The sequence below is a fragment of the Streptomyces sp. A18 genome (assembly GCF_059026065.1).
Map to the genome: position 1 here is coordinate 26,952 of NZ_JBWLKL010000026.1, position 22,893 is coordinate 49,844.

General features: G+C 68.8%; 22 protein-coding genes and 1 pseudogene. 14 read left to right on the forward strand and 9 right to left on the reverse strand.

Going from position 1 to position 22,893, the window contains the following annotated elements; genetic code table 11:
- Positions 1–68 precede the first annotated feature (68 nt).
- On the forward strand, positions 69–989 hold the full coding sequence (locus AC5P1C_RS30420; protein WP_493869155.1) for a LysR family transcriptional regulator: 921 nt from the start codon (positions 69–71) through the stop codon (positions 987–989).
- Between the two features lie 19 nt (positions 990–1,008).
- On the opposite strand, the gene AC5P1C_RS30425 is transcribed toward AC5P1C_RS30420, so the two are convergent.
- The gene (locus tag AC5P1C_RS30425) at positions 1,009–1,335 is read right to left on the reverse strand and encodes a plasmid stabilization protein (protein ID WP_493869156.1); all 327 of its coding nucleotides are present in this window, start codon (positions 1,333–1,335) and stop codon (positions 1,009–1,011) included.
- A gap of 370 nt (positions 1,336–1,705) precedes the next feature.
- Here AC5P1C_RS30425 and AC5P1C_RS30430 point away from each other — a divergent pair, with 370 nt between their 5' ends.
- The 5 genes from AC5P1C_RS30430 to AC5P1C_RS30450 all read left to right on the forward strand — a co-directional run bounded on the left by AC5P1C_RS30430 (position 1,706) and on the right by AC5P1C_RS30450 (position 4,818).
- Positions 1,706–2,563, forward strand: a complete 858-nt coding sequence (locus tag AC5P1C_RS30430; protein ID WP_493869157.1) for a SigB/SigF/SigG family RNA polymerase sigma factor — start codon at positions 1,706–1,708, stop codon at positions 2,561–2,563.
- 243 nt (positions 2,564–2,806) lie between these two features.
- On the forward strand, positions 2,807–3,271 hold the full coding sequence (locus AC5P1C_RS30435) for a peroxiredoxin (RefSeq protein WP_493869158.1): 465 nt from the start codon (positions 2,807–2,809) through the stop codon (positions 3,269–3,271).
- Between the two features lie 277 nt (positions 3,272–3,548).
- Positions 3,549–4,034, forward strand: coding sequence for an ATP-binding protein (locus AC5P1C_RS30440; protein ID WP_493869159.1), 486 nt, complete (start codon positions 3,549–3,551; stop codon positions 4,032–4,034).
- Between the two features lie 35 nt (positions 4,035–4,069).
- Positions 4,070–4,570, forward strand: a complete 501-nt coding sequence (locus tag AC5P1C_RS30445; RefSeq protein ID WP_493869160.1) for a hemerythrin domain-containing protein — start codon at positions 4,070–4,072, stop codon at positions 4,568–4,570.
- A gap of 41 nt (positions 4,571–4,611) precedes the next feature.
- On the forward strand, positions 4,612–4,818 hold the full coding sequence (locus AC5P1C_RS30450) for a hypothetical protein (RefSeq protein ID WP_493869239.1): 207 nt from the start codon (positions 4,612–4,614) through the stop codon (positions 4,816–4,818).
- Here the strand turns inward: AC5P1C_RS30450 and AC5P1C_RS30455 are convergent.
- Together AC5P1C_RS30455 and AC5P1C_RS30460 are read right to left on the reverse strand one after the other, a co-directional pair.
- Positions 4,797–5,933, reverse strand: a complete 1,137-nt coding sequence (locus AC5P1C_RS30455; protein ID WP_493869161.1) for a PQQ-dependent sugar dehydrogenase — start codon at positions 5,931–5,933, stop codon at positions 4,797–4,799. The genes AC5P1C_RS30450 and AC5P1C_RS30455 overlap by 22 nt on opposite strands.
- A gap of 318 nt (positions 5,934–6,251) precedes the next feature.
- A complete protein-coding gene (locus AC5P1C_RS30460) occupies positions 6,252–6,818 on the reverse strand; it encodes a fasciclin domain-containing protein (RefSeq protein ID WP_493869231.1) in 567 nt (188 codons plus the stop codon).
- 95 nt (positions 6,819–6,913) lie between these two features.
- On the opposite strand from AC5P1C_RS30460, the gene AC5P1C_RS30465 reads away from it, so the two are divergent.
- Both AC5P1C_RS30465 and AC5P1C_RS30470 read left to right on the forward strand, forming a co-directional pair.
- Complete coding sequence (locus tag AC5P1C_RS30465) at positions 6,914–8,587, forward strand: molybdopterin-dependent oxidoreductase (protein WP_493869162.1); 1,674 nt, start codon at positions 6,914–6,916, stop codon at positions 8,585–8,587.
- 83 nt (positions 8,588–8,670) lie between these two features.
- On the forward strand, positions 8,671–9,327 hold the full coding sequence (locus tag AC5P1C_RS30470) for a fasciclin domain-containing protein (RefSeq protein WP_493869163.1): 657 nt from the start codon (positions 8,671–8,673) through the stop codon (positions 9,325–9,327).
- 109 nt (positions 9,328–9,436) lie between these two features.
- Here the strand turns inward: AC5P1C_RS30470 and AC5P1C_RS30475 are convergent.
- Positions 9,437–9,631, reverse strand: a pseudogene (locus AC5P1C_RS30475) (hypothetical protein); the annotation flags it as partial.
- Positions 9,632–10,124: 493 nt separating this feature from the next.
- Between AC5P1C_RS30475 and AC5P1C_RS30480 the strand changes: the two are divergent.
- Positions 10,125–10,304, forward strand: coding sequence for a transposase family protein (locus AC5P1C_RS30480; RefSeq protein WP_493869164.1), 180 nt, complete (start codon positions 10,125–10,127; stop codon positions 10,302–10,304).
- A gap of 24 nt (positions 10,305–10,328) precedes the next feature.
- On the opposite strand, the gene AC5P1C_RS30485 is transcribed toward AC5P1C_RS30480, so the two are convergent.
- Positions 10,329–11,168, reverse strand: a complete 840-nt coding sequence (locus tag AC5P1C_RS30485) for a helix-turn-helix domain-containing protein (protein ID WP_493869165.1) — start codon at positions 11,166–11,168, stop codon at positions 10,329–10,331.
- 56 nt (positions 11,169–11,224) lie between these two features.
- Here AC5P1C_RS30485 and AC5P1C_RS30490 point away from each other — a divergent pair, with 56 nt between their 5' ends.
- Complete coding sequence (locus AC5P1C_RS30490) at positions 11,225–12,037, forward strand: phytanoyl-CoA dioxygenase family protein (RefSeq protein WP_493869166.1); 813 nt, start codon at positions 11,225–11,227, stop codon at positions 12,035–12,037.
- Positions 12,038–12,201: 164 nt separating this feature from the next.
- Entirely contained in the window at positions 12,202–13,194 is a 993-nt protein-coding gene (locus AC5P1C_RS30495; protein ID WP_493869167.1) for a DMT family transporter, read from the forward strand.
- Between the two features lie 17 nt (positions 13,195–13,211).
- On the opposite strand, the gene AC5P1C_RS30500 is transcribed toward AC5P1C_RS30495, so the two are convergent.
- A complete protein-coding gene (locus AC5P1C_RS30500) occupies positions 13,212–14,054 on the reverse strand; it encodes an endonuclease/exonuclease/phosphatase family protein (protein WP_493869168.1) in 843 nt (280 codons plus the stop codon).
- A 155-nt stretch (positions 14,055–14,209) separates the two neighbouring features.
- Positions 14,210–16,435, reverse strand: coding sequence for an alpha-galactosidase (locus tag AC5P1C_RS30505; protein ID WP_493869169.1), 2,226 nt, complete (start codon positions 16,433–16,435; stop codon positions 14,210–14,212).
- A gap of 561 nt (positions 16,436–16,996) precedes the next feature.
- Between AC5P1C_RS30505 and AC5P1C_RS30510 the strand changes: the two genes are divergently transcribed.
- Complete coding sequence (locus AC5P1C_RS30510; RefSeq protein ID WP_493869170.1) at positions 16,997–18,412, forward strand: NucA/NucB deoxyribonuclease domain-containing protein; 1,416 nt, start codon at positions 16,997–16,999, stop codon at positions 18,410–18,412.
- Positions 18,413–18,528: 116 nt separating this feature from the next.
- Here the strand turns inward: AC5P1C_RS30510 and AC5P1C_RS30515 are convergent, their stop codons facing one another.
- Complete coding sequence (locus AC5P1C_RS30515) at positions 18,529–19,041, reverse strand: hypothetical protein (RefSeq protein ID WP_493869171.1); 513 nt, start codon at positions 19,039–19,041, stop codon at positions 18,529–18,531.
- 677 nt (positions 19,042–19,718) lie between these two features.
- On the opposite strand from AC5P1C_RS30515, the gene AC5P1C_RS30520 reads away from it, so the two are divergent.
- Positions 19,719–20,075 carry a hypothetical protein gene (locus AC5P1C_RS30520; RefSeq protein ID WP_493869172.1) on the forward strand — a complete coding sequence of 119 codons (357 nt, stop codon included), beginning with the start codon at positions 19,719–19,721 and terminating at the stop codon, positions 20,073–20,075.
- Positions 20,076–20,816: 741 nt separating this feature from the next.
- On the opposite strand, the gene AC5P1C_RS30525 is transcribed toward AC5P1C_RS30520, so the two are convergent.
- Positions 20,817–21,866 carry a chitinase gene (locus AC5P1C_RS30525; protein WP_493869173.1) on the reverse strand — a complete coding sequence of 350 codons (1,050 nt, stop codon included), beginning with the start codon at positions 21,864–21,866 and terminating at the stop codon, positions 20,817–20,819.
- 248 nt (positions 21,867–22,114) lie between these two features.
- Between AC5P1C_RS30525 and AC5P1C_RS30530 the strand changes: the two genes are divergently transcribed.
- A complete protein-coding gene (locus AC5P1C_RS30530) occupies positions 22,115–22,861 on the forward strand; it encodes an ankyrin repeat domain-containing protein (RefSeq protein ID WP_493869174.1) in 747 nt (248 codons plus the stop codon).
- Positions 22,862–22,893: the final 32 nt, after the last annotated feature.

A 22,893-nucleotide genomic window follows, 5' to 3' on the forward strand; every position in this document is an offset into this window, starting at 1 on the left:
CAGGCTCCGCACCATGAACGTGCAGGTCCAGCAAATGAATGTGCAAGCAACCGTTTAGGCTTGCCTACATGATTGACCATCGGCTGCACGTTCTGCAGGCGCTCGCCGAGCACGGCACGGTCACCGCGACCGCCGGGGTGCTGCATCTGACGCCCTCGGCCGTCTCCCAGCAATTGCGACTGCTGGCCCGCGATCTGGGGGTGGAGCTGCTGCGGCCCGAGGGGCGGCGCGTGCGCCTGACACCGGCCGCCCACATCGTGCTGAGGCACGCCGACGCACTGCGGGTGCAGTGGGAGGCGGCCCGCGCGGAGCTGGCCCAGCAGGGCGCGGACACCCGGGGCACGCTACGGATGTGCGGGGTGTCGTCGGCGCTCGCCGCGCTCGGAGCTCCGGCCGCCGCCCGGCTGCGAGAGACGCACCCGCTGGTGGAGTCGCTGATCGTCGAGGAGGAGAGCGCCGAGTGCTACCGGATGCTGCTCGCCGAGGAGACGGACGTGGCTCTGGTGCTGCCCGGCCCCGACGCGCCGCCCGTCACGGACGCCCGCTTCGAGCAGACGCCGCTCCTGACGGACCGGCAGGACCTGCTGGTCCCCGCGGGGCACGTCCTCACCCGGCCCGCGGGAGTCGAACTCGCGGAAGCCGCTGGGGAGTCATGGATCGTGAAGAAGCCGAACAACGACACCTATCCGCTGGTGACGGCCGCGTGCACGGCGGCCGGCTTCACTCCCCGCATCACCCACCAGGTCAAGGAGTGGTACGCGGTCTCCGCGCTCGTCGCCGAGGGATTCGGCGTCTGTCTCATGCCGAGGATCGTGCCGCTGCCGCAGCACGCGGTCGCCCGGGTCCCACTGCTGGGCACCCCGGTGCCCGCGCGCCGCTTCCTGACTGCCGTGCGGCGCGGCAGCGCGGCACATCCTGTCGTGGCCGCCGGGCTGCGAGCCCTGCGCGAGGCGGCATCGGCGCACGCCGAGGCGTCGGCGGCGCCCTGAGCCGCGACCGGCGGCACCCTCAGCGGCCGAGGGCCTGCTTGAGTTCCTTCTTGTTCATGGACGAGCGGCCTTCGATGTTCTTCTTCTTGGCCTCGGCGTACAGCTGATCCTTGGTCGGGCCCTGCGCGCCGCCGTGCGACCGCTCCCCGCCCCGCTCGTACGCCGACTTCTTGTCCTGCGTCGACGTCTTGCTCGCCGACTTCGACTCCCCCGAGCGTGCCCGTTCCTTGTTGACCGTCCGGGCGGCGATCTCCTTCGCCCGCTTGGTCGAGGCCCCGCGGTCCTCGGCACTGTCCTTGATGTGCTCGTACTGGCGTTCACGCTTCTTGCTCGATCCGGCAGGCATGCGATGGCCCTTCCTCATCAGTGGGTTCGATCCCGGGGATCCGTTCTCACTCTCCAGGCTCGCCCAGGAACGCCGTGGCAGCGAGCCGGGCGGCCTGTCCGTGCGTGCGTTCAGGTACCCGGCAAGTGCCGGGTGATGCATGGGCTCATGGGCGCGGCGCCCAGCCGCCGAGGGCCGTCTCCGATGACGCCGTACGGACGCGCGTACCTGCGGGTTGTTTCCTCTCGGACTCGAAGGGCAGGCGAACTTCGTGCTTCGGACCGGAGGCGCATTCGCGGGGAGCGGTGTGTCCACTCCCGCCGGATGCCCGGCTCCGGCCATCCCGTTTCTCGCGGTCACTTGTTGGCCCACCGCTGAGGAGCGATTCCAGATGCTCACCGATCTCACCGCCCCCTCCTCCCGCCGCCGTACGACTCCCCGTACGACTCCCCGGCACCGCCACGACGACGCACCCGACACCAGGTCGGCCGCCGCCCATCTCGCCACGCTCGACGCCGGGCCCGAACACGACCTGCTCTGCGAGGAGATCGTGACCGCATGGCTCCCCATGGCCCATCGGCTGGCCGGCCGGTTCCGCAACAAGGGCGAAACCCTCGAAGACCTGCGGCAGGTCGCCGCGATGGGGCTGATCAAGGCGGTCAACGGATACCAGCCCGAGCGCGGAGCCTTCGAGAGCTATGCCGTGCCCACCATCACAGGCGAACTGCGGCGGCACTTCCGCGACCGCATGTGGGACGTACGCGTGCCCCGGCGCGTCCAGGATCTCCGCAACAAGGTCAGGGTCGCGCGCCGCGAACTCCTGGAGCGGCCCGGGAGCGCCGCCGAGCCCGGCATCGCGGCCATCGCCGAGCAGGCCGGTCTGACCGAGGCCGAGGTCCGCGACGGGATGGAGGCCATGACCAGCTACAGCGCCCTGTCCCTGGACGCCGAGATATCCTCCGCCGACCCCGACGGATTCAGCCTGGCCGACACCCTCGGGGCGCCCGACCCCGCCTACGACTCGATCACCGACCGGGAGGCCGCCAAGGCCGGTCTGCGGCGGCTGCCGGAGCGCGAGCGGACCATCCTGTATCTGCGGTTCTTCGAGGACATGACGCAGAGCAGGATCGCGGAGGAGCTCGGCATCTCGCAGATGCACGTCTCACGCCTGATCACCACCAGCTGTGCCCGTGTGCGCTCGGAGGCCGTCCGCGGAGACGCCGGCGCCCGGCACGCTCGGGCGGCATGACGTAGTGACGTGGTGACGGTGTATCGAGTGTGCGCGGTGCGCGCGGCTGAACTGCCCCTGGGGCGCCAGGGCCGCTCCAGGGGCTCGAGCCACGTCAGCCGGACGAGGAGGAGGGGAGGGGGAGGGGGAGGGGTGAACGGCGAGGGGGACGGGCACAGGCCTCTCCCTACCGCCGAGTAGTATCGCGTGCCACCTGCCTCATGTTCCGTCCGCACGCCTCCGCCCCTGCCAAGGAGCACAACGATGACCCGAATCCAAGTCGGCTCCCTCGTCGAGGACTTCACGCTGCCCGACGAGACGGGCACGCCGACGTCGCTCTCGTCGCTCCTGTCCGAAGGCCCCGTGGTGGTGTTCTTCTACCCGGCCGCGATGACACCCGGCTGCACCTCCGAGGCGTGCCACTTTCGGGACCTGGCAGCCGAGTTCGAGACGGTGGGTGCCAAGCCGGTCGGGATCAGTTCGGACCCCGTCGAGCGCCAGCGGGAGTTCGCGGGTCTGCACACGCTCGGGTTCCCGCTGTTGTCCGACCCGGAGGGCGTGGTGCGCGGGCAGTTCGGCGTGGCACGCGGCTTCGGACCGCTCCCGACCAAGCGGGCCACCTTCGTGATCGGATCCGACCGGCGCGTACTCGAGGTGGTGCGCAGCGAGTTCCGGATGAGCGCCCACGCCGACCGGGCCCTGGCGGCTCTGCGGTCCGCCGCCGGCTAGGGCGAGGGTGTCCGGGCCGCCTCAGCCCCCGGTGAGCCGGCCCCTCAGGACAGTCGAACAGGACCACGGTGAAGTCGCTCCCCAGGAGCGGCACCGATCCCACCGCCCCGCGGAGCAGAAGGGAGGGCTGTACCGGGTAGGGGTCTGTCACCATGTTCTGGACTGCACTCACTGGTGCGGCGCGGGCCGGACGGAACATCGATCCGAGCCGGAGCAGTATGCGACGCGTCCAGCAGGGTAGGTGAGCGCAGACAACGGGGACGAAGGTGGAGAGGAAATGGAGTCAGCCGACTGTGACGGCGAGGGGCCGTCGAGAGTTCGCACACTGGGCGTCGCCGTCCCTCTGAACGGCGGGGACTCCTCCATCGCCGAGGCACGGCACCTCGCAGTCGACTTCCTCACGCGCGCCCACAGGGACCAGAACGTGGGCGTCTCCGCCCGCGCGATGGACCTCACCCAGCTGGTGGTCAGCGAGCTGGTCACCAACGCCCGCAAGTACGCTCCCGGGCCCATGCTGATGGAGCTGCACATCGTGGACGGCACGGTGGCGGTGACCGTCCACGACAGCGCCCGGGCCCGTCCCGTCGCCCGCTCCGAAGACCCGCACCGGATCGGCGGGCACGGCCTGGAGATCGTCATGGCCGTCGCCCAGAACTTCGACGTCCACATCGAACCGGCCGGCAAGCGCATCACCGCCCAGATCGCCCTGGCCGGCGAACCGGCCACCGCCCCGACAGGCGGCTCTCCCCTCGGCTCCCGATGATGGTCCTCTGAACCCCCACGGAGAAGGAGCCCCCCATGGTGGACAAGGCAGCGGCAACCGACGTCGTCGAGCTGATCCTCGACGATCATCGGCGGATGGAGGACCTGTTCCGCCAGATGCGCAGCGTGGAGGCCGAACGGGCCGCCGCCCTCAAGGACTTCGCCGACCTGCTCATCGCCCACGCGGCCGCGGAGGAGGCCGAGGTCTACCCCGCGCTCAGGCGCTATCGGGACATCGACAACGACGAGGTCGAGCACGGCGTCGAGGAACACGAGGAGGGCAATGAGGCGCTGCTTGCCCTCCTGGAGGTGGACGACGTCGGCTCCGACGACTGGGACGAGAAGCTGGAGAAACTCGTCGAGGCGGTGACCCACCACACCGATGAGGAGGAGCGGACGATCCTCAACGGCGCACGCGAGAACGTGGCCATGGAGCGTCGTGAGGAACTGGGCACGGCCTTCGCAGAGGAACGCGCCAAACAGCTGGAGACGGGCTGCGGAAGCATCGACAACGTCCGCCGCCTCGTGAAGACCTGAAGCATCAGAAAAGCCCGAACGACCAACCCCCTTTCATTCGCATGGCGCGCATCGGGCGTCAGGCCGCCGCCCTCACACTCGGCGCGTCCGGTCGGCAACACGTGGTCCTGGTCGAACACGACCTCGACACCATCGCCACCGCCGACTGGGTCATCGATCTCGGCCCAGGCGGCGGCGACGCCGACGGCCGGGTGGTCGCCACGGGGCGATGGCGGGCGGGTAGTCGTTACGCCGCGTCGATGCGGTAGACGCTGCCCCCGATGTCGAGTACGTACAGCTCGCCCTTGCCGCCCTGCACGAACGAGATGACCTCGCCGCCGTTGACTCCGAGGTCGCTCGCTCCGGTCACCTTGCCGTTCTCCATCTGCAGGGCACGGATGGTGCCGTCGCAGTAGTCGCTGAAGACGTACTGGCCCTTGAGCTCCGGAATCGCCTCGCCCCGGTAGACGTATCCGCCGGTCACCGAGCAGCCGAGGCCGGTGCGGTCGTACTCGTGGACCGGTGGCACGTGGTTCGCGGGCTCCGTGCCGTCCCGGAAGGGATGGTTGCCCTCCATCTGGGACCAGCCGTAGTTCTCGCCGCCCTTGCTGTCGGCCGGGGCCCAGTCGATCTCTTCCCAGGCGCTCTGGCCGACGTCACCGATCAGCAGGTCGCCCGTGTGCGCGTCGAAGGAGAACCGCCACGGGTTGCGCAGTCCGTAGGCCCAGATCTCGTCCTTGGCCTTCGGGTCGCCCACGAAGGGGTTGTCCGACGGGATCGCGTACGGCTTGCCGCCGCGCGGGTCGATCCGCAGCACCTTGCCGAGGAGCGTGTCCAGGTTCTGACCGTTGCCGTGCGGGTCGCCGCCCGAGCCGCCGTCACCGAGCGCGATGTAGAGGTAGCCGTCGGGGCCGAACTTGATGTCGCCGCCGTTGTGGTTCGCGTAGGGCTGGGTCTGGGTGATGACGGTGCGGCGCGTTTCGGGCCGGATCTTGCCTTGCCGCACGGCGAACTCGTCCACGGTGCTCGTGCCTTCGAGGTTCGTGTACGAGATGTAGAAGTGCGCGAACTTCTTGTCGAACGCGATGCCGAGCAGCCCGCGTTCGCCGTCGGTGGTGGTCTCCTTGGATATGTCGAGGACGGGCTTGCCGAGCCCGCCGGAGCCCAAGACCCGTACGGTTCCTGCGCGTTCGGCCAACCAGACCGTGCCACCGGGTCCGGCGGCGCCCGCGGTCGGGTTCGTGGCCGTGGTCACCTTCGTGAGCGCGACCTTCGGGACCTGAGGTGGGTCGGCGGGCTCGTCGGCGGACGCCGCGGTCAAGGCGAGGGAAGCGACGAGGCAGACGGTGGCGATGATCGCCGAGCTTCTGGTGCGAACTTTCACCGTGATCCTCCTGGAGGCGGCGAATGGGGGGACCCGGCTGCTAGGGGCAGGGTGAAGGGGTGGTGTCGCCCGCGCCAGCACGCAACCTGGGTGGGGGGATGGTGTGCTACTGGCCACGGATGAGGATACTGGGACACGGGTTGCTGGTATAGACCAAGAGCCCGCCGTTCTACCGCAGTTGGGCCCTTTCCCCGGGGCTCGTCAGCCGTCGTCCGCGTCCGCGTCGGGGCAGTTCCCTTCCGGAATTGATCCGGGCCGTGGCGTCATTCTCGACGCACGGCCCGGATCAACCTCGGATCAACTCTGTTCTGCTGCCGCCTACTTGGGTGGCTTGAGGACGCTGTCGATGATGTGCACCGTCGCGTTGGACGTCTGGATGTTGCCGCAGACGATGTTCGCCGTGTCATTGACCTTGTACGACTCGCCGGATCCGTCCGTGGTGAGCTTGCTGCCCTCAAGGGTCTTGAAGTCACCCGTCTCCAGCTGGCTCGGCGCGACCTTCTCGCCGACCACGTGGTACGTGAGGATCTTGGTGAGCTGGGCCTTGTCGGCGAGCACCTTGTCCAGGTCAGCCTTCGGGATCTTCTTGAAGGCGTCGTTGGACGGGGCGAAGACGGTGACGTCCTTCGCGTTGTTGAGCGTGTCGACCAGGCCCGCCTTCTTGACCGCGGTCACGAGCGTCGACAGCTCCGGGTTGTTGGACGCGGCCGTCGCGACCGGGTCCTCGGCCATGCCGCCCAGGCTGCCGGCCCCCTCCTTGGGAACGGACGCACACCCCGACCCGAAGGTTTTGCTGTCGTCCGCGTGCGCCGCTGGGGCGAGGAGCGGATTGGTCCGCTTGCCCCCTCTTCCTCCTGCGCCCTTCGCGAAGGCGGGAGCAAATATTCGGAACCCTGGACCTCTCGGATTGGTCGAAAGGAATTTCTCCCTCAAATGAGTGGGGGACCAATCCGCCCCCGTCGGCGCTCCGGATAACCGTCGTGAGCGAAAAAGCGAAGTCAACGAGGCACCCGGGCGTGTGGCGGCTCGGCGGACCGGGCGCCTTGAGCGGTCTGCTGGCGGGCTACTCCGCGCTGGCGACGGCCGAGCTCGTGTCCGCCGCGGTACGCCCCGAGTCCAGCCCCGTGATCGCGGTGGGCGGGGCCTCGATCGACCGCACCCCGACCGCGGTGAAGGACTGGGCGATCCGCGAATTCGGGACGAACGACAAACTCGTCCTGCAGCTCGGCATCCTTGCCGTCCTCACCCTTCTCGCGCTCGTCCTGGGAGCACTGGCGACCCGATACCGGCGCGTCGGGTCGGCCGGAGTCCTCCTGTTCGGGGTGGTCGGGGCCCTGGCCGCGACGAGCCGACCCGACTCCACGAGCTTCACGGACGCGCTGCCATCGGTGGCCGGTGCCGTGGTGGGAGCGGGGCTCCTCTCCTACCTGGTCGGGCGTCTGCGGTCACGCAAGAGCCCGGGTACCGCCGCAGGGCCGGTGGCCGAAGGCGATACGACGGCTCCAGTAAGCGGAGAGCCTGATCCAGATCCTGATCCCGCTCCCGATCCCGAGGTGGAGGCGGGCTGGGACCGCCGGGGGTTCATCGTCGCCGCTACGGCAGCGGCTGCCGCCTCCACAGGGGCCGGGTTCCTGGGCCGATCGCTCAACGGCGCCCAGGGGCAGAACGCCGTCGCCTCCCGCAAGCAGATCATGCTGCCCGCCCCTGCCTCGGCGGCATCGCCCGTCCCCAAGAGCGCCGCACTGCGGATCAAGGGCATCAGCCCCTTCGTGACGTCCAGCCAGGACTTCTACCGCGTCGACACCGCGCTGGTGGTCCCCAAGGTCGACGCGAACTCATGGAGTCTGCGGATCCACGGCAAGGGCGTCGCCCGCGAGAAGACCGTCACCTTCGACGACCTGCTGCGCCGCGATCTCATCGAGCGGGACATCACCCTGACCTGTGTGTCGAACGAAGTCGGCGGCCCCTACGTCGGCAACGCACGCTGGATCGGCGTACGTCTCTCCGACCTGCTGAAGGAGTGCGGCGTGGAGCCGCCGTCACGGGGCGGCCCCGCGGACCAGTTGGTGTCACGCTCGGTCGACGGGATGACCATCGGCACCCCCGTCGAGGACGTCATGGACGGCCGTGACGCGATGCTCGCCCTCGGCATGAACGGCGAACCCCTCTCCTTCGTGCACGGCTTCCCCGTACGCATGCTGGTCCCGGGCCTCTACGGCTACGTGTCCGCCTGCAAGTGGATCCAGGACATCGAACTCACCACGTTCGACGACTACGACTCCTACTGGGTCAAACGCGACTGGGCCCGCGAGGCACCCATCAAGACCCAGACCAGGATCGACACCCCCAAGCCCTTCGCGCGGCCCAAGGCAGGCACCGTCATGGTCGCCGGAGTCGCCTGGGCCCAGCACCGCGGCATCGACAAGGTCGAGGTCCGCGTCGACGACGGGCCCTGGAAACAGGCCGACCTGGCCACCGAGCACACCCGCGACACGTGGCGCCAGTGGTCCTTCCCCTGGAAGGCGACCTCGGGCGGCCACACGCTCACCGTCCGCGCCACCGACCGCACGGGCGAGGTCCAGACCGAGAAGCGCACCCGCACGGTCCCCGACGGGGCCAGCGGCCGGCATTCGGTGGTGGTCACCGTCGACTGACTCGCCCGCCTTCCCGCTCCCTCACGTACCGACCGAGTGATTCCCACGGCAGCCCCGATGCTGCACCTTTCCCAGGAGAAGCCATGAACGCACAGTCCCTTCGTCTTCGTCGCGCCACCCTCGCCGTTGCCGCGGCGGCGCTGCTTCCGCTCGCGCTGACCGCCTGCTCCGACGACAGCAAGGACAAGGCCGCTTCCGACTCCAAGTCGTCCGCTTCGTCGGAGAAGGCCGGCGAGACCCCTGCCGACGACGCGGCCGGCACGAACGAGCCGTTCGGTCCGGCCTGTTCCTCGGTGCCCAAGGACGGCAAGGGCAGCTTCGACGGGATGGCCGAGGACCCGGTCGCCACCGCTGCCTCCAACAACCCGGAGCTCTCCACCCTGGTGACCGCGGTCAAGAAGGCCGGCCTGGTGGACACCCTCAACAACGCCAAGGACATCACCGTGTTCGCGCCCACCAACGACGCCTTCGCGAAGATCCCCAAGGCGGACCTGGACAAGGTCCTGAACGACAAGGCCATGCTCACCAAGGTCCTCACCTACCACGTGGTGGGCCAGAAGCTCGCGCCCGAGGACCTGGCTGACGGCTCGTACGAGACCCTGGAGAAGTCCAAGCTGACGACGTCCGGCTCGGGCGAGTCCTACAAGGTCAACGACTCCGCCAGCGTGGTCTGCGGCAACGTCGAGACCGCCAACGCCGACGTCCACATCATCGACACCGTCCTCATGCCCAAGATGTAACGCCGTCGGAGAGGGGCAGACCGCGTGCGGTCTGCCCCTCTCCGGTTTTCGTCCCACGAACCCACGCATGAGTTCGGCGGCTTGCGGCGTCGTGCGGTGAGTCAGGCGCCGCGGCCGAGGCCATCGCCGTGTACCACCGCCGCGTGAACAAGCCGTCGTACAGCCCCAGTCCCAGGCAGAGCAGCAAGGCCGCCGCCCTGACGAGGGCCGTACGCCGCCACGAACCGACGAGCCCGGAGAAAGCTGGCCCGAGCGACACCAACGGCAGGAAGCCGGCCCCCGGCCCGACGGTGAGGTCCACCAACGAATCAACATGCGCACCGCTCGTTGCCCAATCGAGGCCGCTGCCGGAGGCTCCAACCGCGAGGCGGACGGAGACGGACGGAGGCGGGAAGCCGATCGCACTTGACCGGTGTCAGCGCTGCGGTTCTGGGAAGCTTCCGGGTAACCGGCGGCACGTGTCACGACGCTGCTTGATCGACGATGCCACCGGCCCCGAACTCCCGGGGCGTCGGGGTCTTCCCGCGGCAACGACGCCCTCGGTTGAGGCGGAACCGGCCGTGGAGGGGAGACGTCTGCGGCCGGAACTGCCCACTTTCAGGTTCCTCCTGGACGGGCGGCTAAACGGCTGCTGCGCAGCGCATTTCCTCTACGCCACCGTCGACTGACACCGCGATCAGCCGTGCGCCCCCACCGCCGACCGACAGCAGGACATCTCCGTACCATGGTGGAAGCCGAACTCACGGCAGCATGTGACGACTTGACCGACTGGCAGGCTTAGCGACGGGGCACGGCGAATGGCAGACGCGTATTTCACGACAGAACAGTGTCCGAGCTGCGGCCGCCACACGGACGGCCTCTCCAACCGCTTCACCTGCACCGTCTGTGACACCGTCTGGACCTCCGGGGTCTCCGAATCGGTGGTCACCCTTGGCCCGTTGGACACGACGATCCTCTGCTCGCCCAAGCAGGACTGACCCGGGTCGACAAGCGGCGCGGGCTCAGGCGGCGTCGCGGTACGCCGAGGGCGCGCAGCCCAGGGCACGCCGGAATCGGGTGGAGAAGTACAGCGGATCCTTGTACCCGACCTGCCGGGCGACCTCCCCGACGGGCAGGGACGAGAGCCGCAGCAGTCGGCACGCCACCGCCATGCGACGTTCCTCGACATGAGCCATGACACTCGTACCGAACTGGGCGGTGAACAGGCGGGAGAGCCGGGACTCCGACAGTCCGGCGACGCGCGCGAGGGATCGGACGGTGTGCGGTTCGGCCAGGCACGTGCTCAGGTGCTCGAGCACGGCGAACAGTCTCGGGTCCATCCGCTCGCCGCGGGGATTCTGCGTGTCGCACCACAGCAACGCCTCCTCCACTGCGTTCACCCCGAAGAGCGCGGAGTTCGGCAGCGCGCTGTTGCTCAGCGACACGGCTCGGGTCAGCGCGGCCTCGACGCGATCGGCGAGCGGATCGGGCAGGAGCACGCGTCCCACGCCGGGCGCGACCTGCGGCCAGTCGAGCAGTGCGAGCCACTCCGGCTGCGGCTGGACATGGGCCCAGAGCAGGTGCCAGTCCCCCGCTGCCGCGTCGGTACCGTAGTCGTGCGGAGTGCCGGGCGCGATCGCGACGACGGACCTGCCGTCCGCGTGGACGTCGGCCGCTCCCTCGCGCCTGATCCGGCCGCGCCCCCGGCAGGTGAAGAGCAGGAGCCAGTCCCCCGTGCCACCGCGGCGCACGGTCCGGTAGTCGCGGCCCGCGTCGAGCCGGCCCGCGACGACCCGGTTGTCGGACGTGGCGACGACCTGCGGACGGGGACGCGCGCCCCGCCCCGCGGCAGCATCTTCCATGTGAAGTCCTCGAAGTCCGATTCCCGGTCCAGGGGCCGGTGAACACGATGGAGAGCATGACACCCCACACAGAACCGACGTCGCAACGGGCCGAGCGCTACGCCGCCGACGGAATGGTCCAGGTCGACGGCCTGCTGGCCCCTTCCGAGGTCGACACGATCCGCTCGGCGTTCATGGAACAGGTCGCACGGGACCGCCACAGTCTCGCCGCGCGGGACCACATCGCCGAAGACGACGTCCTGGCCCGGTTCCCCCGCTTCATGCAGCCCCACCGACGCCCCGGCCTCACGGTCGGTTCGATCGCCCGGCGGCTGATGACCGACCGCCGGATCCTGGACGTCGTCACCGAACTCATCGGCCCGGCCTTGGGCGCGCAGTCGATGTTCTACTTCAAGCCGCCCTCTGCCCGCGGCCAGGCACTGCACCAGGACAACTACTTCCTCCGTGCCCACCCGGAGACGTGCGTCGCCGCCTGGATCGCGATCGACGACTGCGACGCCGCCAACGGCGCGCTGTCCGTCGTCCCCGGCTCACACACCATGGAAGTGGTGTGCCCGGAGACCGCCGATGGCGAGGAGTCGTTCACGACCGGTCTGGTGCGCCCCCCGGCGGGCATGTCAGCCGTCCAGACGGTGATGGGCGCGGGTGACGCGCTGTTCTTCCACGGGAGCGTGGTGCACGGCTCGCTCCCCAATACGACGGAGGACCGCTTCCGCAGGTCGCTGATCTTCCACTACGTCCCGCAGTCCTCCGTGGAGGTCGCCCAGTGGTACCTGCCACTGGTGGCTCCGGACGGATCGGACGTGACCGTCGCCGCGGCGGCGGGCGGCGGCCCGTGCGGCGACGGCTGGGCGGGCGCGGCGCACTGAGCCCCGCCGGAAACGCCGGAGAGTGCCAGGGCGTCTCGTCATCCGGCCCGCCCTGCCCGACGGCGGGCTGATCGGTTAGAAAGGTACGGTCCCGGCCGCCCTGCCCCAGGCGCTTCCGGACCTTTCCACCCGCACCGCCGATGCCACCCAGAGGTCGTACGCACATGCCCGCCGCCGCAGCCCCCTGGCTGCTCCTCGCCGTCTTCTCCGGCACCCTGATATCCCTGCAGGCGCGCATCACCGGCGAGCTCGCCGCCGGGCTCGGCGGTGACGGCTTCGCGGCCGCGGTGATCTCGTTCGGCTCGGGATTCGTGGTGCTGGCCCTCGGGCTCCTCGCACTGCGCAAGCCGCGCCGCGGGGTCGGCCTCGTCCTGGCGGACGTACGCAACAGGCGGCTCAAGTGGTGGCAGGTCCTCGGCGGCTTCGGCGGAGCGGCCTTCCTGCTCGCGCAGGGGCTGACCGTGGGGGCGCTCGGGGTCGCACTGTTCACGGTCGCGATCGTCGCGGGCCAGGTCACCGGAGGGCTGCTCTTCGACCGGATGGGGCTCGGGCCCGCCGGACCGCAGCGGCCCACGCGGCGCAGGGTCGTCGGGGCGGTGCTCGTGCTCGCGGCCGTGGGCCTGTCGATGGCGGACAAACTGGGCGGCGGGTTCCCGTACGTGATGCTGTTGCTGCCGCTGGTGGCGGGCGTGTGCGTGAGCTGGCAGCAGGCGGTCAACGGGCATGTGAAGAACGCCGCCGGATCCGCGTACGCGGGGACGTTCTTCAACTTCGTCGCCGGTACCGCCGCGTTGAGCGTGATCTTCCTGGTGCACGCCGTGGCGGCCGGGGTGCCCTCCCGCCTGCCGAGCGAGCCGTACCTCTATCTCGGCGGTCTGGTCGGCATCTCCTTCATCACCATCGCGGTCGCCGCGGTCCAGAAGCTCGGCGTCCTGCTGCTCGGCCTCTGCACGATCACCGGCCAGTTGGTCGGTTCTCTCGCCCTCGACCTGCTGCTTCCGCACGGTGCCACGGACGTCACGGCGGCCACCGTCGCGGGCGTCGCGCTCGCGTTGGCGGCGGTCACGCTCGCGGCGCTCTCGGGGACGCGAAAGGGCCGGGTCGTGGCTTCGGGCGACGTGACGCGTCCCGCCGCCGCAGAGCGATTGAATGGCTGACAGGCGATCAGGAACCGCTACCCGAGATCCAGGTCGGTGTGGAGCACGTGGTGGTCCGAGTACGGGCTGGGTCGCACCCGATGCTCGACCGGGGCGATGCCCCGCAGGAAGACGTAGTCGAACTTGAGGTGCCAGTCGGTGGTCGTCCCGCAGGTGCCCGCGGGCGAGGGACGGCACTCGGGGTCCGTGTCCGTGGCCAGTGCCCACATCCGGGAGAGCTCGGGGGCCTCCGGCACGGCGTTGAAGTCACCGAGAACGATGGCGCGCTCGTGCCGGGCGACTTCCTTGGCGAGCACCCCGGCCTGCTCCGCCCGGACCTCTTCCTGCTGCCGCTGGGCGAGGTGGGTGTTGAACACCCGGACGCGCTGTCCGCCCACCGTGGTGGTGACCGCCATGTACCCACGGTCCTCGGAGCCGCCGTCGGGGTACTCCACATTGACGCGGTCCGTCATCGGTGCCGCCGAGAGGATCGCCTGGCCGAAGCCTCCCGGGCTCCACGGCCATCCACCGCAGCGGCCCCAGTCCTGCAGGACCGACCCGTACTCGACGTGGTAGACGAGACCGTAGAGCTCCTCCAGGTAATCCCGGATCCTCTCGACGTCCCGCACACACGCTTCTTGCATGCCGATGACCTCGGGTGCGAGCGTGGCGATCTCCGACGCACGGCCGACGTTGTTCTCCTCGCAGGGATTGCAGATGTTCCACGTCATGACCCGGTTCGGTACGACGTCCCTGGCCGCGTCGGCGGCCAGTGACCGGCCGAAGACGGCACCGTTCGGCGCGCTGGGGCCTATGAGCAGCAGCATGCAGGCCAGGATCACGGCACCCGCGAGCAATCGCGTGCCCCTTGCGAGCACCATCGCCTCCCCAAAGAAGTCCCGAGCCGTGGTCCGAAGCCGTTCGGAACCAGAGATTACAGGGCCGAGATGTCTTCCCTTGGCTTCCTCGCGAGGTACCGGCAACACGCTGAGTCCGCTCGTACGGCGTCTGGTCGGCGCCGACGCCAGCCCAGACGTCAGTCGACGGCCGCCACGTGGACCAGGACCGAGTGCTCCGGGTACATCACCGGCACTTGCAGACCGATCCGTGTCAGGGCCGAACCGGGGAACTCCGTACCGCTCTCGTCCCACCAGCCCGGCGGCGCGAATCCGGCGGGCGGGCCGCCGACGACGAGGGGGCGGACGCGGTAGCGCCGCGCCGGGTCCAGGCCCGTCAGCCGGGCCTGCGGCGGGGCGGCCGGTTCGCACCACGTGAGGGCGGCGAGTTCGTAGATGCCCTCGGAGCGGTCATCGGCGACCACTCCGTGGGTCCAGAGCGCGTCGTCCGGGTCGGGACCGCGCCACATCGTGCCGGTGTTGAGCAGCCGCCGGTGCTGCTTGTACAGAGCGATCCACTGGGCGAGTTCGGCGCGCTCCTCGGGTGTCGCGGCGCCGAGGTCCCACTCGACACCGAAGTGGCCGAACAGGGCGGTGGCGGCACGGAAGGACAGATCGTGACGGCGGCCCGTGGTGTGCGAGTGCGGCGACGCGATGTGCGAGCCGAGCAGTTCGGCCGGGAGCAGTTGGGCGGTCCAGCGCATCAGACGCTGGCGTTCGAGGGGATCGCTGACGTCCGAGACCCAGACGCGGTCGGTGAGTTCGAGGATCCCGAGGTCGATCCGACCGCCGCCGGCGGCGCAGGACTCGATCTCCAGACCCGGGTGCGCGGCCTTGAGCTCGGCGAGCATGCGGTAGATCGCCAGCGTCTGCGCATGCTCGGCCGGAACACCCCCACGCGGCTGGATACCGGCCTCGACGTGATCGCGGTTGTGGTCCCACTTCAGGTACGCGATCGGATACTCGGCCAGCAGCGCGAGCAGTTGGCCCAGCACCGCGTCGTAGCACTCGGGGATGGACAGATTCAGTACGTGCTGGGAGCGCTGCTCGACGGGCAGTTCGCGGCGCGCCGCCATGATCCACTCGGGGTGGGCGCGGGCCAGGTCGGAGTCGAGGTTAGTCATCTCCGGCTCCACCCAGAGCCCGAACTTCATCCCGTGTCCGTGTACGGCATCGATCAGCGGATGGAGTCCGTCGGGCCAGACGTCCGCGGACACCGTCCAGTCACCGAGGCCCGCGTGGGCGTCCCGACGGCCCCCGAACCAGCCGTCGTCCAGGACCAACCGCTCGACGCCGACTTCGCCGGCGAGCCGGGCCAGTTCGATGAGCCGGTCCGGGTCGTGGTCGAAGTAGACGGCTTCCCAGAGGTTGAGGGTCACCGGTCGCTCCGGAGAGACGTGGTGCGGGCGACCACGCAGATAGGCGTGGAAGCGATGGGCCACGCGGTCGAGACCGTCGCCGTACGCGGCGTAGATCCACGGGCTTCGGTACTCCTCATCGCGGCCGAGCACGATCTCGCCGGGCAGGAGCAGTTCGCCGCCGCCGAGCAGCCGGACGCCGGTGCTGTCGTTCTCGGCGAGGTGGCGGTGGTTGCCGCTCCAGGCGACATGGACGGCCCAGGTCTCCCCGCCCGCGAAGTCGCTGCCGTGTTCGGTGGCATGGAGCACGTACGCGGAGTCGAGGCCCGTACGGCCTCGCCGGTTCTCCCGCAGGTGCGTTCCGGTGCTGAACTCGTGGCGCTGCGCCAGGCGTTCCATGCCCCAGCGTCCGGTGAAGTCCAGGATCTGGGTCGCATGCGGGGGGACGGGCAGGAAGAGGGACAGCTCGGCGAGGTCGTACTCCTCTCCTTCATTGACCAGGCGCCCGCGCATGCGGACGAGCCCTGAGTGCAGCATCTCGATCTCGACGACCAGACGGAGGCCGCCCTCCTGGTCCACCGCGGTCACCTCGACCAGCGCGGGCCCTGTCTCGGCGAACAGCGCGGGTCTCCCCGCGTCAGCGACCGGCATGGGCCCTGTCGCGGCATGACCCGACACGTCGGTGCCGTCCACGGTGAGGGCAGTGACGGTGAAGGCAGGCGACCAATTGCGCCCCCGGCGGGAGCCGATCAGTCCCGGGCGGCCCATCCATCCCGTCCGCGGCTCCGGCACGAGGGAGGTCCGCTCCGCGTCCAGCTCACCGGAACGGCGCCCCACACGCAGCGCCGCGAGGCCCGCCCCCTCGGCGCCTGCCGCGTCCAAGGGGCCGAGATCGGCTCCCCAGTGCTCGACCACGGGGAGCCTGCCGGATACGCAGGCGAGCAGGAGAGAGCATCCGGCGGCACGCAGATGCACTCGCGAGTCCTTCATGGCTTTCGGGTGGCTCATGTGTGTCCCTCGTGGTTGTGGTGAACTGGTGTGTTTCCGAAGTAACTTGACTCCGACGGCACTCCGACGCCCTTGCCCCTGTCGCCGCGAACACTCGGACCACGACCACCACACCTCACCGTTCGTCGCCAGGGTATGGATCACGCCAATGGAGCCCCGGCCTCCCCTGCACCTCACTCATTTCAACAGAGCGTTGCAGCAGGATCCTGGGCATCCACAGTGCCCACGCGACCTGAGATCCTCCCCCGAAGGAACCCCGGTCATTCAGCCAAGGGCACCCAACTCGCTTGATGCCACAGGGAATTGGCGCGAGCATGGCAACCGTTGCCCGGACGCGCCCAGGGGGCGCGAGCGTCGGGCGGTGCGGGGCGGTTGTCCATGTGTCGACCGATCGGCCCTCTTTTCGTGCTGCGCACGAGGGCGTCCGCACGAGGGCGTCCGCACGCCCTGAACCCGCCGTCGACACGTGCCCCCTCCGGGGCGTCCGGGGTCCACCCGAGACCGCGGAGGAACATGTTTTTCCGGAGAAGAGTCGCACTCGTCGCAACGGTGTCGGCCGTCATGTTGGGCCTCGTCACGGTGCCTGCGTCCTCGGCGGACCGCACGGCGCCCACAGGGGCCAAGACGTCGCTGAAGCCGGGTGACGCCTATGTCATCTCGGACCCGAAGCTCGTCGCCGATCCGCAGAAGGCCGCCGACGTCCTGAAGAAGGACGGCGACCTGGACCGGCTCGGCATCAAGCCGACCAGCGGTCCGACCGCCGAGCCCGGCGGCGCCGAGACACGTGCTCCTTGGGGCCGCAGCTACACCGTACCCAGCAAGCGATTCCCCAAGGGCGAGAAGCCCGCGGACATCTACCAGTACATCAAGAGCGTCGGCGAATGCGCGGACAATGACGACTCGGGCAACGACGGCGGCTGGATCAAGAACAGGTACGCGTACTGCCAGCGGCACTTGATCATCATCCCGGCGATCGACTGCGGCCTGTGGCCTCCGGGCTGCTACCTCAAGGGCGAGTTCGTCTCCCGTAACACCATCATCGGCAAGGGCCAGGTCGGCGGGTGGATCGGGAGCGACCGGCATCGCTGGGCCGACTTCGATCTCGACGTCGACGTATGGCTGGCCGCCGGGGACTTCAACAAGCCCGGCGCCACCATGCGGGCCGAACTCGAGCACGAGGGCAGTTGGGAGGGCGGCGGAGGCAACGCCGAGGACGCCTGCGACGGCGGCATCCAGCGCGGTCGCACCGACTCGCCCGGCAACTGGAAGAGGGACGGCAAGGTCGGCTTCGACCTCGTGTCCACCGCCCCCAGGCCCCCCGGCCAGAGCGCCGGACAGCAGATCGCGGACTGCGACTTCCGGCCGGTCTACAAGTTCCACATCCCCGGATACGGCCAGTTCCAGCCCACCGAGGGCGAGGAAGGCAAGCTGCGCTTCGACAGTGCCTGGTTCAACAAGTACGGCGAGTTGGGCTCGGTCTTCAGTGACACGACCCCGGCTCTGCGGTACGACCGCGGCGACAAGACCAGCGGCGGATACGTCGGCGTCGCCGCTGTCGCCGATCACATCGGCGACGCGCGCGCCAACCCGGACGACACGCTGCCGCCCAAGGACGGAAAGAACCTGCCGGGCGCCGAACCGGTCGACCCCCTGCACCGCGTCGTTCCTGCCGCCGGTGCGACGCAGCGGGACCGTTACGACTCCAATCGCAGCGTGGTCAGGGCGTACTGCCGCAGCGGCAACGTGCCCGGGGGCCCCGGGCAGGGCAAGGACTGTGACGAGTACCCCTTCGCCTCCTCCTACGAAGGCGCCGCCCGCTACAAATACGAGGGCGTGGGCGACGAGTACAAGGGGGACTACTCGGTCCGCTACATCGACCGGCCCGAGAACCAGGAGGCCGGCAGCCGACTCCGCGCCTGGTACGAGAACGACCGCATCCTGGACTGGGACGCCTACGCCCTCTACATCGGCGACTGACCTGCCGACTCGGCGCTTGCGCTGATCGCAAGTGGGGCCGACCGCTCGACGGCCGGCCCCATGCACCGCACGGCATGCATCACACCGCATGCATCGCATGCGTCTCATCGCCACGGTCAGCCCGGGGCGTCCGTCGGGCGCAGGCGCCAGAGTTGCATGAGGCAGTACAGATCCGTGTCCTGCAAGGACTGTTCATGCCCCGAAGGCGTCTCCAGGAGGACGCCTGACTCGAAGGGGGAGTAGAAGGGACCCGTCTCCGGATTCAGTGCCCAATGGGCCCGCAGCCGATAGAGCCCCGGTGACGGAAGGGCCATCGGGATCGTGCACGAGTCGTCCATCGAGTAGAGACACAGCCCTCCACCGCCGGGCAGCTCCACTTCGGCCTCTCCACTGCCGGTCCAGGCCGACTCGTCGGCGGACGGTGCCGAGCTCCAACTCTCCACCCGGGCCCGCACGGTGATGACGTCCCAGGGGCACTCCACTTGGACCATGCCCTTGGCTGCCCGGACCCAGCCGCCCTGCGGCTCATGCAGATGATGGATGTCAGACAGGCAGGTCTCGTCCACGATGCCCAGCGTCCCGTCGGAGATGCTGATCTGCGCGACGGCTGCATCGATTAGCCTCGCCATTCCTTGCCTTCCCGGCGCCAGACGAACACGCCGCCTTCATCGGAGACACGGTCGCCACCACGCTACACAGCGGGCTGCCTGCGGCTCGGAGATGTACCGGGGGGGGGCGGCCGACGCCACGGGGCGATGTCCGGCCGAGTGGCCGGATCCCACTCTTCGATCGCCAATCACGGAGGTGACGGTGGAACGGCCCACGCCGAACCAGCGGTCGGCACGCCGTGCGTCACGCCGTGGCGCAGATCGATCAACGTGAACAGCAGTCGATCGGTGACCACCAGCTCGTACCGGGCGCGTTGGTCATCAGCCTGATTACTCGTGACAGCGCGCCACGCAGTAGGACGTCACGGGTGGACGGAAAAGTCCACAAGACCGACACCCTTATGAGCACTCACACTTGTTGCCATCATTGAGCGGTCACGAATCGCGCACATGGTTGAACAGGGGCCCGTGAGGGCGCCCCGAAAGTCCTTTCAATCCCATCCGGAAAAGTACCCCTACACCTGACATTTGGGTGGGTGCCTGAGTAGTCAGCCATATGTGGGCCGCCGCGGGCGCGGTGTAACACGACAGCGCATGCGGAACGCAGAAGCAGGCAGAAGCGGGGCTAGACCCGGGCTCAATTTCGATGCCTGGAGCGAGCGCACCGACGGCACGGCACTACTCAGATCGGATCTCCTGTGAGCAACATCAACCCGGTTCCTGGAAACCAGACGTACAACCAGCCTCCCCCGGGCCCGGACCGCTCCGAGCGCAACCAGGCAGCCACACGGCGCACAGCCCTCACCATCTGTACGGTCGCCGACATCGCGGCTGGTCTGCTCGGCTTGTGGATCCTGTTGTTCCTGCTCGACGCGAACCAGGCGAATGTGTTCGTCGAGTTCGTGCAGGGAACTGCAGGCTGGCTGGCCTGGTGGTCGCAGGATATTTTCACGATGGACACAGAAGGTCTACGCGTTGTCCTCAATTATGGTCTGCCAGCAGTCATGTATTTGCTGATCGGCCATGGAATCGCTGCCCGGCTCAACCGAGCCTGACGGCAAATAGGCCTCAACAATCACCACAGACCGCTGCCGCCGTTGCGCCTTTCCGCACCGCAGACCACGCAGGGAACAGGCGCGGCAGCCGAAGGACCGAATGTGACGCTCAGCTCCACTGAGTACAATCATCTGCCGATCTATGAGGACCTGGTACGCGAACTCGGCGACGCCGTCGCCGAAGCCCAGTTGGCGGCCGATCACACACAGAATCAGGCAGCGAAACTACTGACCGGACGGGATGCGGCCCACCAAGCCCATCACCGGGAGGGCTACAGACCAGCCACTGCGGGCAGTCAACCGGAGTGGCGCGGATCTCTGTCGTAGGTGACCTGGATTCGGCCATGTCCGCCCGCACCGCCACTACCCGAAGAAGCCGCGCAGCAGCAGCACGCAGGATGTGCACAGTATTTGAAGGCCTCGTCGGTGTGACCGGTCGTGCGAGCCCCGCGCGAATGCGATCAGGCCGCGGTTCGAAGTAGTTGCCAGGGCCCGCCCTGCGCGGTGCCGGAGGCGACCGCGTCAAGGTCGACGCGGTGTGAGGCGGTGTGAGGTGGTGTGAGGTGGTGCGTACAGGCGGGGCTTGGCGAAGAGGCATCGGTGCCGCCAAGGAGCTGACGGCTTCAACGTCGGCAGCACACCCCTGCTCTCGTCGAGGGTCTTGATGCTCTTGCCGTGATCGTCGGAGCGTTGGTTCTTCTCGAACCAGGTCTTGCCATGCTGCCATGCTCAGCAGATCCGCTAGGGCAACCCCTTCACGTTGTCGCCGAACGTCCAGCCCTTCGAGCCGTCCCAATTGATGGACCAGGTCATGAGGCCCTTCAGCGCGCCGTTGTAGTGGTTCCACGCCTGTGTCACCAGGTTCGGTGCCATGTAGCCGCCGCCCGCGCCCGGTTGTGCCGGGAGGCCCGGGACCTGTTTGTCGTAGGGGACCTTGATCGTGGTGCCCTGGATGACGAGGCCCTTGTTCAGGCAGTCCGTCTGCGCGACGAATCCCTCGACCGTTCCGGCGGAGTAGGAGTCGCCGGAGCAGCCGTACATGCTGCCGTTGTAGTACTGCATGTTCAGCCACCAGAGGCGGCCGTTGTCCGCGTACTTCTTCACGATGGGGAGGTACGCGCCCCAGATCGAGCCGTACACCACGCTGCCGCCGGTGACATACGCCGTCTCGGGCGCCATCGTCAGGCCGAAGTTCGCGGGCATCCGGGCGAGGACGCCGTCGATGATGCGGACCAGGTTCGCCTGGGACGGGGAGAGCTGGTTGATGTTTCCGCTGCCCACGAGGCCTGTCTCGATGTCGATGTCTATGCCGTCGAAGTTGTACTTCTTCAGGATCGGCACCACGGTCTCGACGAAGCGGTCGGCGACCGTGCTCGAGCTGAGGTCGATGCCCGCCGTCGCGCCGCCGATCGACATCAGGATCGTGGCACCGTTCGCCTTGGCCTGGCACATCTCGGCCGGTGTGGCGACCTTCACCGTCGAGTCCATCCCGTCCTCCCACAGGACGGTGCCGTCGGAACGGATCACCGGGAACGCCGCGTTGATCACGTTGTAGCCGTGGTCACGTATGCGCGTGTCCGTGATCGGGGTCCAACCGAACGGTGGGTGAACGCCGTTGGCGGCCCCGTCCCAGTTCTCCCAGTAGCCCTGGAGCACCTTCCCGGCAGGCTTCGACTTGACCGCGCACGTCTCGTCCTGGACGGTCTGGTCGGTCTGGTCGGTCTGGAGGCTCCGGGTGCTCTGGGTGCTCTGCGGCTGCTGAGCGTCGGCTACGTCAGTCGGGGTGGTCATGCCGTCCTGTGGTGGCGCGGCGCCTACCAGCAGCGGTGCGGCGACAGCCAGTGCCAGACCCACCGTCAACAGACGGGACCTTACGCGGCGCGGGGCGTGGGCGCGGGGAGAGGTTCGGGATGACACGCTTACCTCCTGGACTGTGGTGCCTGGAGACGTAAGTGGTGCGATGCGCCACACCGTAAAGTGGTCCAGACCTGCCGTCAATAGGTCTGGACCAGAGCAATCGAGCAGGAGGCCTCCCGCACGTGGACATCCTCAACTCCCAAGACCCGCTGGCTATTTCGGCGACCGAGGCGATCCAGAAGGGTGACGTCCCCGCTCTGCGTCAGCTCCTGGCCGACCACCCCGCCCTGGCCACCAGCCGGATCGTCCAACACGGCCCCGCCGGGGGCGGGCGGAGCCTCCTGCACATCGCCACCGACTGGCCCGGCCACTACCCCCACTCCGAAGTGGTCATCGCCACCCTGACCGCGGCAGGCGCCGATCCCAACGCTCGCTTTGTCGGAGCCCACACCGAGACGCCTCTGCACTGGGCCGCCAGCAATGACGACGTCATCGCGCTCGACGCCCTCATCGACGCGGGCGCCGACATCGAAGCCTCCGGTGCCGTCATCGGCGGCGGCACCCCGCTCTCCGATGCGCGCGGCTTCGGCCAGTGGCGGGCAGCCCGCCGGCTCCTGGAGCACGGAGCCCACGCGGACCTTCAGGACGCGGCCACCCTTGGCCTCCTGGAGCAGGTCGAATCGTTCCTCGCCACGCCGTACGGCGCACCGGACTCCCCCACCCCATCCGCCATCACCAGCGCCTTCTGGGGCGCCTGCCAAGGTGGTCAACTACTCACGGCTGAGCGCCTGTTGCAGCAGGGGGCAGACGTCAACTGGATCGGCTACGACGACATGACTCCCCTGGACATCGCCCGCGCGCAGGAAGCCGAAGACGTCGTCCAGTGGCTGCTCGCCCATGACGCAAAGGCGCGCGCGGACTTCGACTGACTCGGTCACTCCCGTACGGGCGCGGAGGCCGC